Genomic DNA, 13,223 nt, shown 5'->3' on the forward strand with positions numbered 1-13,223 from the left:
CGGCGCTCAGCCGGACTCCGGTCAGCCCCGGCGGTGTCGTCTGCCGTGACCGGGGTCGCCGACCAACGCCTGGCCGAGGAATTCGTCGGGGCCTTGCACACCCGGAAGAGCGAAGAAGAACCCGCCGCCCACCGGCATGATGTACTCCTCCAACGGTTCACCGGTGAGCCGATTCTGGACCGCCAGGAAGCCGCGCTCGAGGCTGCGCTGATAGGACACGAACGCCAGGCCCTGATCGAGGCGGCCCGCACCGTCGAAGCTGCGGGCATAGGAGAAGCCGCGGCGCAGGATCAGACTGTCCTCGGTTTCCGGTGTCCGCGGGTTGGCCAACCGGATGTGGGCGTTCAGCGGAATCCGTTCTCCGCGAGGATCATCGGCGTAGTCAGGGTCGGCGAATTCGTCGGACATCCCCAGCGGCGCGCCGCTGATCTTCTCTCGGCCGAAGATCTGCTCCTGCTCGATCAGCCGGGTCCGGTCCCAGAACTCGACGAACATGCGGATGATCCGCACCGCCTGGTAGGACCCGCCCACTGCCCAGTCCGGCTCAGCGTCGCCGGAACCGACCCACACGTAGCGGTCCATCAGGGCTTGGTCATCGCTGTCCAGGTTCGCGGTGCCGTCCTTGAAGCCCAACAGGTTTCGGGGGGTGGCGGCGTGTGAGGCGACGCCTGCGCCGCGGGCGTAGCCGTCGATCATCCAGTGCAGCACCAGGTGTCGTCTGGTGCGCCGCATCAGTTGGCGCAGTGCGAACTGCAGGGTGTCGATGTGCCCGGCTTCCATGGTGAGCAGCAGGTCACCGTGGGAGAACTTGGGGTCGAGCCGGTCGTTGGCCAGAAACGGCATCTGCACCAGCTCGGCGGGGCGCCGGTCGGCCAGACCGAACCGGCCGTCGAACAGCGACGCGCCGACGCTGACCACGACCGACAGATCGTCCGGTGGCGGCTCTTCGCCGAGGATGCCCGAGTCGACCGGCGGGTAGGCGGGCCCGCGCTGCTCGGGCGGCCGGCCCGACATCAGGCCCCGGATCTCGTCGGTGAGCTCGGCGAGCGTGTCCGCCAGCTTCTCCCGGCTGTCGGCGATGACGGTGAAGGCCGCCATCAGTCCCTGCATTGGCACGGGGATGGCGGTGATGCCCGCTTGGTGAGGTCCCTCGAACGGCACATATCGCGGCGCCGGCGGGCCGGCGGTGGACGGGCCGTCCTCCGCCGAACACCCGGTCAGCGCCGCGCCGACACCGACCGCCGCACCGGTGCCCAACGCCCCGGTGACGAAATTACGGCGGCTGATGCCGGATCGCGGCGACTGCGTGCTCACTGCAGGTTCAGCACTCCGGCGACCTCCGACACGTTCTCCGACAGCCCGGCCAGCTGGGCCTTGAGGGTGTCGATGGTCTGCTGGTCGACGGTCACCTCGGGGCAGCGCGGCGAGGGGTACTGGTCATTCGGGGTGCAGTACAGCACCCAGCCGTCGCCGCGACGCAGCGGTTCGAGCGTCGCGTTGACGTCGGCGAACCCGGCGTTGATCTGCTCCAGCAACTTCGGATCGGCCTGCTGCAACGCCGGTGTCAGGTCCTCGATCGCGGCTTGCGAGCCCTCGAGGTTGGCGTTGAAGTCCCACAGGTCGGTCTTGGAGTAGCGGTTCTCCTCGCCGGTGATCTTGCCCTCGGAGACCTCCTCGATCAGCTCCGCTGCCCCCACGGCGACGTCGCTGGGTGCCACCTCGAGTGTCGGCATCTGCTCGTTGAGGGTGGCGATGTTCGCGTCCAACTGGTCCGCGAACTGTGCGCCGCCGTCGGTCGTGTTCTGCTCGAACAGCAGGTACTCCAGCCGGTGCCAGCCGGTGAAGGCGGGATCGTCGACGCCGGCGAAGTCGTCGACGCGGGCGTCGACGAGCCCGTCGATCTCTTCGACGAGCCCGGCCAGCGGCTCGATGCGCTCCCACGGTTCACGAGAAGGGGCGTAGGCATCCTGGGCGGCCTGCAGGTCGCCGGCCCGCACCGCATCGGTCAGCACCTTGACGGCGGTCACCAGCTGGTCGCTCTGGTCGACGGCGTAGGCCTGGTACTCCTCCGCGGCCTGGGCGACCAGCGGGTCCGGTGCCGCCGAGGGCTCCGCGCTGGTCTGCGTCGCGGTCTCCGTCTCGGTCGTGGCGGTGTCGGTGTCGGAGCTCGAGCAGCCGGCCAACGCCAGGCCCAGTGCCAGCGCCGAGATCGGAAGGGCAGTACGCCGTCTCATCAAAGGAACCTCCTTGTTCGGGTCGAAAGGCAGGCTAGCGCCCCGGCGGAGATGAGGGTAGCCACACCTAGGTAAAGAGGACCTTAGTCCCTCGGGTACGGTGTCCGCTTAGGCTAGGGTTCGCTAAAGCGTCTGAGTAGGGCGCGGGAAAGGAAGGCCCCCGCATGCGCGCAGGTTGGAGTCGGATCGCCGCAGTCGTCGCCCTCACCGCAGCATTGGGCACCGCTGCTTGCTCGAGCTCTGGCGAGAGCGACGAACTGCTCGTCTACAGCGCCCAGCACGAGTCGCTGACCAAGGAGTGGATCGAGGCGTTCACCGCCGAGACCGGCATCCCGGTGACCTACCGCCAAGGCGGCGACACCGAGATGGGCAACCAGCTGGTGGCCGAGGGGGACGCCTCGCCGGCCGACGTGTTCCTCACCGAGAATTCCCCCGCCATGGCCGCCGTCGAGCGGGCAGGCCTCTTCGCCGACATCAGCCCCGAGGTCGTCGCGCAGGTTCCGGCCCAGTACCGGCCGGCCAGCAACAAGTGGACCGGTGTCGCCGCCCGCGCCACGGTGTTCGCCTACAACACCGACCTGCTCACCCCTGAGCAGCTGCCTGCCTCGATGCTGGACCTGCAGCAGCCCGAGTGGCAGGGCCGGTGGGGAGCGCCGCCGGCGAAGGCCGACTTCCAGGCGATCGTGGCCGCGCTGCTCGAGCTCGAAGGCCCCGAGGTCACCCAGCAGTGGCTGGAGGGCATGAAGGCCAACGCCAAGATCTACGACAACAACATCACCACGCTCAAAGCGGTCAACAGTGGCGAGGTGGCCGGCGGGATCATCTACCACTACTACTGGTTCCGCGATCAGGCGGAGACCAAGGAGATCAGCGGCAACACCCAGCTGCACTACTTCCGCAACGAGGACCCGGGCGCCTTTGTCAGCATCTCCGGCGCCGGGGTGCTGGCCTCCAGCGACAAGCAGGACCAGGCTCAGCAGTTCCTGCAGTTCGTCACCGGCAAGGCCGGCCAGGACGTGCTGCGCACCGGCACCTCCTTCGAATACCCGGTCGCCAGCGGCGTGGCCGCCAATCCGGCGCTGCCGCCGCTGGCCGACCTGCAGGCTCCGGCGGTCAACCCGTCTGATCTCGATGCGCAGGCGGTGTCGGACATGATGACCCAGGACGGTTTGCTGTAGGTGGTCGCTCCGGCCACGTCACCCGACCTCGAGTCGGCACCGCAGCGTCCCCCGGCCGGGTCCCGGCCGGGGGCGGGTCGTCCCGGCCCGCTGATCTCCACCACCGTCGCGGTCCTGGTCGCCGCCACGTTCATTCCGTTGGGCTATGTGGCCTGGGCGTTCGCGACCACCGGCTGGGATCAGGCCTATGCCCTGATCGTCCGTCCACGTGTCGGCGAGTTACTGGTGAACACGCTGTCGCTGGTCGTGCTGACAGTGCCGCTGTGCATCGTGGTCGGGGTGGGGGCGGCGTGGCTGGTGGAGCGCACCGACGTTGCGGGCCGGGCGGTGTGGCGCCCGCTGTTGGTGACGCCGCTGGCGGTGCCGGCGTTCGTCAACAGTTACGCCTGGCTCGGGATCGTCCCGTCGCTGCACGGGCTGGGGGCCGGTGTGCTGGTCACGACGCTGTCGTACTTTCCGTTCATCTACCTGCCCGCTGCCGCGACGCTGCGCCGGCTGGACCCCACCGTCGAGGAGTCGGCGCGCGCGCTGGGCTCCAACTCGGTCGGCGTCTTCGTGCGGGTGGTGGTGCCGCAGTTGCGGTTGGCCATCCTCGGCGGTGCGTTGCTGATCGGGCTGCACCTTCTCGCCGAGTACGGGGCGTTCGTGATGCTGCGCTTCGAGACCTTCACCACGGCGATCTTCCAGCAGTTCCAGGCCACCTTCGACGGGCCGGCCGGCAGCATGCTCGCTGGTGTTCTGGTGCTGTGCTGCCTGGTGCTGCTGGTCGCTGAAGCCGGCGCGCGGGGCAACGCGCGGCTCGCCCGGGTGGGCAGCGGCGCTGCGCGGACAGTGGTGCCACTGCGCTTGGGCCGCAACCGGATTCCCGCGCTGGTGGCGTTGGTGGGGCTGGCTCTGCTGGCTCTCGGTGTGCCGCTGTGGACGCTGGCGCGCTGGTTGTGGATCGGCGGGGTCGACGTGTGGACCCTCGGCTCGATCGGGCAGGCGCTGACCCAGACGATCGGCCTGGCCGCCGTGGCGGCGGTGGTGACGACCGTGTTGGCCTTCCCGGTCGCCTGGGTGGCGGTGCGCTGCGAAGGCTTCCTGGCCCGCACGGTGGAGGGGGCCAACTACGTGACGAGTTCGCTGCCCGGCATCGTGACGGCGCTGGCGCTGGTCACGGTGACGATCCGGGTGGCTCCCCCGCTCTACCAGACTGTCGTCGTGGTCGTCTGCGCGTACGTACTGATGTTCCTGCCCCGCGCGCTGGTCAGCGTGCGAGCCGGCCTGGCGCAGGTCCCCCTCGGCCTCGAAGAGGCGTCCCGTTCGTTGGGTGTGGCGCCCTGGGCGACGTTCCTGCGGGTCACGCTGCGCCTGACCGCCCCCGCGGCGGCGGCCGGCGCCTCGCTGGTGTTCGTCGCCGTGGCCACCGAACTCACCGCGACCCTGCTGTTGGCCCCGACCGGGACACGCACGCTGGCGATGGGTTTCTGGTCGCTGTCCAGCGAGCTGAACTATGCGGGGGCGGCACCGTACGCCCTGGTCATGGTGCTGTTGGCCATGCCGGTCACCATGGTGTTGTTCCGCCAGTCCACGAAGGCGGCGTCGGTATGAGCGTCGCGGCGACGGTGCAGGGTCTGTCGAAGTCGTTCGGCGGGGCCGCCGTCCTCGACGGCATCGATCTCGACCTGCCCCGGGGACAGACGACCGCGATCGTCGGATCGTCCGGGTGCGGCAAGACCACGTTGTTGCGGTTGATCGCGGGATTCGAAACCCCGGACGCGGGCAGCGTCGCCATCGACGGCACCGTGGTGTCCGGTCCCGGGGTGTTCGTGCCCGCCCACCGGCGCGAGGTCGGCTTCGTGGCGCAGGACGGTGCGCTCTTCCCCCATTTGACCGTCGGACAGAACATCGCCTACGGGCTCCCCGGAGTGCGGCGCGGTGGTGCCGTGCGTCGACGGGTCGCCGAACTGCTGGAGACGGTGGCGCTGGATCCGGCGTTCGCCACCCGGCGTCCCCACCAACTCTCCGGCGGCCAGCAGCAGCGGGTGGCACTGGCGCGGGCGCTGGCCCGCAGCCCCAAGTTGATGCTGCTCGACGAGCCGTTCAACGCGCTGGACGCGGGACTGCGCGCATCCACCCGCAAGGCCGTCGCCCAGCTGCTGACCTCAGCGGGCGTCACCACCTTGGTCGTGACGCATGACCAGGAGGAGGCGATGTCGATCGCCGACCGGGTCGCGGTGATGCGACACGGTCGTTTCACCCAGGTCGGCAGCCCCCGCGAGGTGTACCGCCACCCGGTGGACCGGTTCACCGCCGAGTTCCTGGGCGAGTGCGTGTTCGTGCCGTGCACCGTCCGTTCCGGCGTGGCCGACTGCGTGCTGGGCGGCGTGCCCGTCGACCCGCCCGTCGACGACGGGGCGGCAACACTGATGCTGCGACCGGAGCAGCTGATGGGTACGGAGGTATCCGACAGTGAGCGACAGGCCGGCGTCGGCACCGTCATCGCCAGTGAGTTCCTCGGCCATGACGTGCTGCTCACCATCGATCCGGGGGGCGACACCGCCCCGATCACGGTGCGCCAGCACAGCATCGACCCGCCTGCGGTCGACACCAAGGTGCACATCGATGTGATGGGCAGTGGTGTGGTCTTTCGATGAACGGTCTGGTCGAGGGGCTGTCCCGCCACGGTGAGCGTCTGGCGGTGGCGACCCGGACCGAGCAGTTGAGCTACCTGGATCTGGCTGCCAGGGTCGCTGCGGTCGCCACGCAACTGGCCGGAGTGCGGCGGCTGGTGCTGCTGGAAACCCATAATGACCTGCACACCCTGGTGCACTATCTGGGTGCGCTGGCCGCCGGGCACGTCGTGCTGCCGATGCCGGCCGGGCGGCCGCATCCGGAGATCATCGCCACCTACGCCCCGGACGTCGTCATCGACGGCGACGGTATCCGGGAGATCCGCTCGGCCGCCCCGGGATCCGCCCGCCCTCTGCACCCCGATCTGGTGCTGCTGCTGTCCACCTCGGGCAGCACCGGGTCACCGAAACTGGTGCGGCTGTCCGCGCACAACGTGCTCGCCAACGCCCGCGCCATCGCCGAGTACCTGGAACTGCGCGACACCGACCGGGCCGCCACCACGCTGCCGATGTCGTATTGCTACGGCCTGTCGGTCATCCACAGCCACCTGCTCGTCGGGGCGGGCCTGATCCTGACCGACACGTCGGTGGTCGACGACGAGTTCTGGGAGCTGTTCCGGCGTCACCGCGGTACGTCCTTGGCCGGGGTGCCCTACACGTTCGATCTGCTCGACCGGGTGGGCTTCGCCGACATGGATCTGCCCGACCTGCGCTACCTGACCCAGGCCGGTGGACGGTTGGCTCCCGAACGGGTGCGAGCCTATGCCGAACTCGGCGAACGGTCCGGCTGGCGGTTTTTCGTGATGTACGGCGCGACCGAGGCGACCGCCCGAATGGCTTACCTGCCATCGGAACTCGCCCGGTCGCGGCCGGACGCGATCGGCCGGCCGATTCCCGGCGGGTCATTTCGGATCGACCCTGTCGAAGGTTGGGACGACGGATCCGGCGAGCTCGTCTACCAGGGCCCGAACGTCATGATGGGGTACGCGCAGGACCGGGCCGATCTGGCGCGCGGCAGCGCCCTGACGGAACTGCGCACCGGCGACATCGCCAGGCGAGGCGCCGACGGACTCTACGAGGTGATCGGCCGCGCGAGCCGCTTCGTCAAGATGTACGGCCTGCGCATCGACCTCCAGCAGCTCGAGGCGCAGCTGCGCGGTCGGGGCGTCACCGCGATGTGTACCGGTGACGGTGACCGGATCGCAGTCGCCTACTCCGGTGCGCCCGGGGAATCGGAGGTGTCGCGGGCGGCCGCGGACGTCGCCGGGCTCCCCCCGGCGGCGGTGACGGCGGTACGGGTCGCCGCCCTGCCGCGTACCGCCTCGAACAAGCCGGATTACCAGGCCGTGCGCGAACTCGCCCGCCGGAAGCCGGCGCCGACGGAGCGGGCCGATCTGCGCGGTGTGTTCGCCGAGGCGCTGCACCTGGATCCGCGGGACGTCACCGGCGATCGCAGTTTCGTCGATCTGGGCGGCAACTCACTGTCCTACGTCGCGCTGTCGGTGCGGCTCGAGCGGGCACTCGGCCATCTGCCGCCCGACTGGCACCGGCGCCCGATCGCGGACCTGGAGTCGACCGCGCAGCCGACCCGTCGACGGTCGTGGTGGGCCTCGACGATGGAGACCAGCGTCGCCCTGCGCGCCGTGGCGATCGTGCTGATCGTCGGATCGCATGCCGAGCTGTTCGAAGTGTGGGGCGGTGCACACGTGCTGCTCGGAGTTGCCGGATACAACTTCGGCCGCTTCTGTCTGACCCCGTTGCCACGCCGGGACCGCATCCGTCACCTGCGTTCGACGATCGCCTGGATCGCCGTGCCCTCGATCCTGTGGATCGCGCTGATGCTTGCGCTCACCGACGATTATCACCCCACGAATCTGGTTCTGCTGCAGAAGATCCTGGGCCCCGACGGCAGCATGACGGCCGGCCGGCTGTGGTTCGTCGAGGCGTTGGTGTGGATTCTGGTCGCACTCGCCGTGGTGTTCTGGTGGCCGGTCGCCGACCGCGCCGAGCGTCGACGCCCGTTCCTGGTCGCCATGGCCTTCCTGGCACTCGGCATGGCTCTGCGCTATGACGTGCTGGGCCTGGGGCTCGGCTATCAGGCGATGTTCACGGTGTTGACCTTCTGGTTCTTCGCGGCCGGCTGGGCGGCGGCGAAAGCGTCGGCGGGATGGCAGCGCGCCCTGGTGACCGCGGTCCTCGCGATCGGCCTGTACGGCTACTTCGATCAGACCTATCGGACGGTGTTGGTGTTCGCGGGTCTGACGCTGCTGATCTGGCTGCCCGCGATCCGTTGTCCCGCCGGGGTGTCGATGCTCGCCGGATGGCTCGCCGAGGCGTCGCTGTTCACCTACCTGACCCACTACCAGGTCTACGCGCTGTTCGACGGACACCCGCTGCCCGGGGTGCTCGCCTCTCTGGTGGTCGGGATCCTGCTCACCAAGGCGGTGTCGTTGCTGCGCAACCGCGTGAGCCGCGACGAGCAGACGGCCGACGCGGCGACCGCCTCCCGGTAGGACCTGCCCTGGTTGCGGCCCCGTCCGGGCCGCCGCTATATTTTCGGCTACCCGAAAAATCGGATAACAGCCCCCGAAACCCCAGGTATTGCGTGTGATGATCGGACCTCGCCGCGTGGCGGCGATCTTGATGGTGCTCGCCACCACAGTGGTGTGCGCGTGCGCGCCGGGCGGCAATCCGCAGGACGGTGACTCGCAGGACGGCGGCCGACCGGTCGTGCTGACCACCTTCACGGTGCTGGCCGACATCGCCGCCAACGTCGCCGGGGAGCATCTGAAGGTCGAGTCCATCACCAAACCCGGTGCCGAGATCCACGGCTACGAACCGACGCCCGGCGACATCAAGAAGGCTGCCAGGGCGGATCTGATCCTCGACAACGGTTTGAATCTGGAGGCGTGGTTCGCCCAGTTCGTCGACGACATCGACGTGCCGCATGTGGTGCTCAGCGACGGTATCGAGCCCATCAGCATCAGCGCGGACGCCTATGCCGGCTCACCCAATCCGCATGCCTGGATGTCGCCGCTGAACGTGCAGATCTACGCCGACAACGCCGCGGCGGCGTTCGCCGACCTCGACCCTGAACACGCCGCGGACTACCAGGCCAACGCCGCGCGGTACCGCGCGGAGCTGCAGCGGGTCCAGGACGATCTGGTCGACCAGTTGCGCGCGGTGCCGACCTCGCAACGCGCGCTGGTGACCTGTGAGGGCGCATTTTCCTACCTGGCGCGTGACACCGGATTGACGGAGAAATACATCTGGCCGGTGAACGCCGAACAGCAGGCGACGCCGCAGCAGATCGCCTCGACCATCGACTTCGTCGCCGAGAACACGGTGCCCGCCGTGTTCTGCGAGTCGACGGTGTCCGACGCGCCGATGCAGCGGGTGGTGGAGGCCACCGGCGCTCGCTACGGCGGCACCCTGTACGTCGACTCCCTGTCGGCCGCCGACGGCCCGGTGCCCACCTACCTCGAGTTGATCCGCCACGACGCCGACACCATCGCCGCGGCGCTGACGGCCAGCCGCACACCGTGACGCCGGCGATCGCCGTCGATTCCGTCACGGTCCGGTACGGCTCGGTCCCCGCCCTCGACGTCGCCACGGTCCACATCGGCTCGGGCCGGGTGTGTGGCCTGGTCGGCATGAACGGCTCGGGCAAGTCGACCCTGCTCAAGACGATCATGGGCATCGTGCGGCCCATCGCCGGCACGGTGGCGATCAACGGCGGCAGCCCCGCCGCGGCGCGGCGGGCCGGGCTCATCGGCTACATGCCGCAAAGCGAGGACGTCGACTGGCAGTTTCCGTTGTCGGTGCGCGATGTCGTGCTGACCGGGCGGTACGGCCACATGGGCCCCACTCGGCGGACCCGCCCGGCGGATCGGGCCGCGGTCGCGGATGCGCTCGAGCGGGTGGAACTCACCGATTACCGGGACCGCCAGATCGGTCAGCTGTCCGGTGGACAGCGCAAACGAGCGTTCCTGGCCCGGTGCATCGCCCAGGGCGCCTCGGTTCTGCTGCTCGACGAACCCTTCGCCGGTGTCGACAAGCGCACCGAAGCCACGATCAGCCGACTGCTGCGTGACCTCGCCTCCGGCGGCGCGACGATCCTGGTGTCCACGCACGACCTGCAGGCCCTGCCCGGGTTGGCCGACGAAGCCGTGCTGTTGATGCGTACGGTGCTGATGCACGCCGCGCCCGGTGAGGTGCTGCAGCCGCAGAATCTCGCCCGGGCGTTCGGGATCGACGTGTTGGGCGAAAGCCGGGAGAGCTGATGGGTGTCGTCGATTTCCTGGTCGAGCCGATGCAGTTGGACTTCATGGTGCGGGCCACGCTGATCACCCTCACCGCGTCGGTGGTGTGCGCCACGTTGTCGTGCTGGCTGGTCCTCATCGGCTGGTCCCTGATGGGTGACGCGGTCTCGCACTCGGTCCTGCCCGGGGTGGTGCTGGCCTACGTCGCCGGCGTCCCGTTCGCGGTGGGCGCGGTGATCTGCGGATTCCTGGCGGTGGCCCTCATCGGCGTGGTGCGCGACACCAGTCGGGTCAAGGAGGACGCCGCCATCGGGGTGGTGTTCACGACGTTCTTCGCTCTCGGGCTCACGCTGGTGTCGGTGACGCCGAGCCACGTCGACCTCAACCACATCATCTTCGGCAACCTGCTGGGGGCCTCGCGCTCGGATCTGATCCAGGTGGTGGTCATCGGCGCGGGGGTGCTGACCGTGCTGGTCGCCAAGCGCCGCGACTTCACCCTCTACGCCTTCGACCCCATTCACGCCCACGCCATCGGTCTGAACCCGCGACGGCTGGGTGCGGTGCTACTCGGCCTGCTGGCGCTGACGGCCGTGGTCGCGCTGCAGGCGGTGGGGGTGGTGCTCGTCGTCGCGCTGTTGATCACCCCGGGAGCGACCGCCTATCTGCTCACCGACCGATTCGCCAGGATGCTGCTCATCGCGCCCGGCCTCGCCGTACTGTGCGCGATGGTCGGTCTCTACGCCAGCTATTACCTCGACACGGCGTCCGGGCCGATGGTGGTCCTGGTCAACGGCATCGTGTTCACGCTGGTCTATCTGTTCAATCCCCGGCGCGGGGTCGTCACCGCGCGGCTGCGGAAGCCTGCCCCCGGCGCGCCCGGCGTGGACGCGTCGGCCGCCAGGTGAGCAGGATCCGGCGCGCCCCCTGAGTTCAGGGTGTCAAGAAACCGTCAAGGTCGCGTACGTGGTGCGCCCGGCCGGGAAACCTGAGATCAGGACCGCTCAGCAACGCCGGGCAAGGAGGATCCGATGGATCGGTACGGGCTACACAGCTGGTATGACTACGTCACCCTCGGGCTGCTCATCAGCTTCGTGATGTTCGCTCTCGGATTTGTGATCTGGCGCTGGCACGCCAACCGCTGAGCGGGTCGATGGCGGTGGTCAGCCGGCCGCGTGGCGCCGAAGGTGCTCCTGGTCCTGTCGAGCTCCGACAGTGTCGGCCTGCCGGCCGTTGTGCTGCTGAAGGCGTGTGAGCGACGCTTGCAGGCTGCGACGACCGCAGGCCACGCACAGGACGGAATCGGCAAGCTGCGGTCGACGGCGGCAACTGGTGCATCGGTTGTCGTGGGCCATGCTGCACCTCCTGGATATGTGAACGGGTGGCCGCGTTCGATCAAGCCTCCCCCAGAGTGATCTCGCCGCGCCAGTCACCGTGGCTGTGCCCTTCCTGTGCAAAGCCTGTGTCGACTCGCGCGGCAATTTCGGCTGGCCCGTCGGCGGTTGTCGGTCTCCCGGCCCCCAGCCGTTGCTCGAGGCGAGATCGACCCCAGGGCTCCCGCCACCACCGACCGAGCTGTACCGCGCAACCTTCACGTCGGTCTCGACGCGAGGGGCCCATCCCTTCGCTCAGAGAGGTCAGACGGGATTCCCGGGGACTCCGCTGCGGCTCCCGACGGCGCCGTTGCCGAAGCGTGACGAACACTTGACCGAATCGAAGGGGCTCAACGGCTTTCGGCAAACCCGAATTGACGCATACCATCAGACATTGACGATCTTGAAATTTCGGAAGGATGCGGAGACCCATGCGCGTGGCAGTTCGGAGTGTCCTCGTCATGGGCATCATGGCCGCGAGTGCGGTTGCGGGGCCGGCCAATACCAGTAGCGCAGCGAGTTGGTCACCCCAGCTCGATGTCGAATCACTACTACCCGCCGAGGGCGCGGTCGTGGGCGTCGCTCATCCCCTGGTGGTCACCTTCGACGGGCCGGTGGTCAACCGGCGGGCCACCGAACGCGCGTTGCAGGTGAAATCCGAACCGCCGATGACAGGCAGGTTCGAATGGGTGGAAAGCAATGTCGTGCAGTGGGTTCCCGACGAGTTCTGGCCGGCTCACAGCACGGTGGCCTTGTCGGTGAGCAACCTGCCCACACGAAACTTCGACACGGGACCGGCCGTCATCGGCGTCGCTGACCTGTCCAAGCACACGTTCACCGTGACCATCGACGGTAAGCCGCCGTCAGAACTTCCGGCGCCCCACCACCGGCCCAACTGGGGGCAGAACGGCGTCTTCCCCGCCTCCATGGGACGTCCGGAATACCCCACGCCCGTCGGGATTTACTCCGTTCTGGCCAAGGAGCGGGATGTGACGATGGATTCGAGCAGCGTCGGCATCCCCGTCAACTCCCCCGATGGCTATCTGCTCGACGTGGAGTACGCCGTGCGGTTCACTCATCGAGGCCTCTTCGTGCACTCGGCGCCGTGGGCGATCAATCAGATGGGTTACGAGAACACCAGCCACGGCTGCATCGGACTGAGTACCGAGGACGCCGAGTGGTACCTGAACACCGTCAACGTCGGCGACCCGATCATCATTCGGGAGAACGGCGTCGAGGTCCCCCGGACCGTATCAAGCTGAATCCCTTCGTGAATGGCGCATCCGCGGTGGCGGCTGCGCCTCGATAGGACGCCGCGAATCGGCCGACGCCTCGGAGCGCCCCGCTTGCGTCGGTGTGACCGGCACAAGCCCCGAGCCCGGCGGCGGCGCTCTCGTCGCTCGCGCCTGTGTGACCGGCGCGCTGCTAGAGGCCATCAGGATGGCTGGGCTCCGGACAACCGGTGCGGTGCGATGAACGGTGATGTGATGTCGGGTTGCGTTTCCCGGGTTCGGCATTGGTGTCGCGAGGTCCCGGTGCCAGTCAGGTACGCCGCATCCGGCCG

10 protein-coding genes are annotated in these 13,223 nt (G+C 68.7%); 8 read left to right on the forward strand and 2 right to left on the reverse strand.

Annotated features, from left to right (window positions below):
* Positions 1-21 precede the first annotated feature (21 nt).
* Positions 22-1,314: a Dyp-type peroxidase gene (locus tag ACEWX3_RS15155; protein WP_207067112.1), complete on the reverse strand. Its 1,293-nt coding sequence runs from the start codon at positions 1,312-1,314 to the stop codon at positions 22-24.
* The gene (locus tag ACEWX3_RS15160; RefSeq protein ID WP_374156989.1) at positions 1,311-2,234 is read right to left on the reverse strand and encodes an EfeM/EfeO family lipoprotein; all 924 of its coding nucleotides are present in this window, start codon (positions 2,232-2,234) and stop codon (positions 1,311-1,313) included. Before ACEWX3_RS15160 ends, ACEWX3_RS15155 begins: the two co-directional genes overlap by 4 nt.
* A gap of 164 nt (positions 2,235-2,398) precedes the next feature.
* On the opposite strand from ACEWX3_RS15160, the gene ACEWX3_RS15165 reads away from it, so the two are divergent.
* The 8 genes from ACEWX3_RS15165 (at position 2,399) to ACEWX3_RS15200 (ending at position 12,921) form a co-directional block, all read left to right on the forward strand.
* A complete protein-coding gene (locus ACEWX3_RS15165; protein WP_207067114.1) occupies positions 2,399-3,412 on the forward strand; it encodes an iron ABC transporter substrate-binding protein in 1,014 nt (337 codons plus the stop codon).
* Positions 3,413-5,005: an iron ABC transporter permease gene (locus ACEWX3_RS15170; RefSeq protein ID WP_221357713.1), complete on the forward strand. Its 1,593-nt coding sequence runs from the start codon at positions 3,413-3,415 to the stop codon at positions 5,003-5,005. It abuts the gene before it with no gap.
* The gene (locus ACEWX3_RS15175; protein WP_221357714.1) at positions 5,002-6,051 is read left to right on the forward strand and encodes an ABC transporter ATP-binding protein; all 1,050 of its coding nucleotides are present in this window, start codon (positions 5,002-5,004) and stop codon (positions 6,049-6,051) included. Before ACEWX3_RS15170 ends, ACEWX3_RS15175 begins: the two co-directional genes overlap by 4 nt.
* On the forward strand, positions 6,048-8,540 hold the full coding sequence (locus ACEWX3_RS15180; RefSeq protein WP_374156990.1) for an AMP-binding protein: 2,493 nt from the start codon (positions 6,048-6,050) through the stop codon (positions 8,538-8,540). The genes ACEWX3_RS15175 and ACEWX3_RS15180 overlap by 4 nt, the downstream gene beginning before the upstream one ends.
* A gap of 97 nt (positions 8,541-8,637) precedes the next feature.
* The gene (locus tag ACEWX3_RS15185; RefSeq protein WP_374156991.1) at positions 8,638-9,573 is read left to right on the forward strand and encodes a metal ABC transporter substrate-binding protein; all 936 of its coding nucleotides are present in this window, start codon (positions 8,638-8,640) and stop codon (positions 9,571-9,573) included.
* Positions 9,570-10,310 (forward strand): metal ABC transporter ATP-binding protein, encoded by a 741-nt coding sequence (locus ACEWX3_RS15190; RefSeq protein WP_374156992.1) that lies wholly within the window; start codon positions 9,570-9,572, stop codon positions 10,308-10,310. The genes ACEWX3_RS15185 and ACEWX3_RS15190 overlap by 4 nt, the downstream gene beginning before the upstream one ends.
* The gene (locus tag ACEWX3_RS15195; protein WP_221357721.1) at positions 10,310-11,194 is read left to right on the forward strand and encodes a metal ABC transporter permease; all 885 of its coding nucleotides are present in this window, start codon (positions 10,310-10,312) and stop codon (positions 11,192-11,194) included. The genes ACEWX3_RS15190 and ACEWX3_RS15195 overlap by 1 nt, the downstream gene beginning before the upstream one ends.
* A gap of 896 nt (positions 11,195-12,090) precedes the next feature.
* Positions 12,091-12,921, forward strand: a complete 831-nt coding sequence (locus ACEWX3_RS15200; protein ID WP_374156993.1) for a L,D-transpeptidase — start codon at positions 12,091-12,093, stop codon at positions 12,919-12,921.
* Positions 12,922-13,223 lie beyond the last annotated feature (302 nt).

This window comes from Mycobacterium sp. G7A2 (genome assembly GCF_041902445.1).
Taxonomy (GTDB): Bacteria; Actinomycetota; Actinomycetes; order Mycobacteriales; family Mycobacteriaceae; genus Mycobacterium.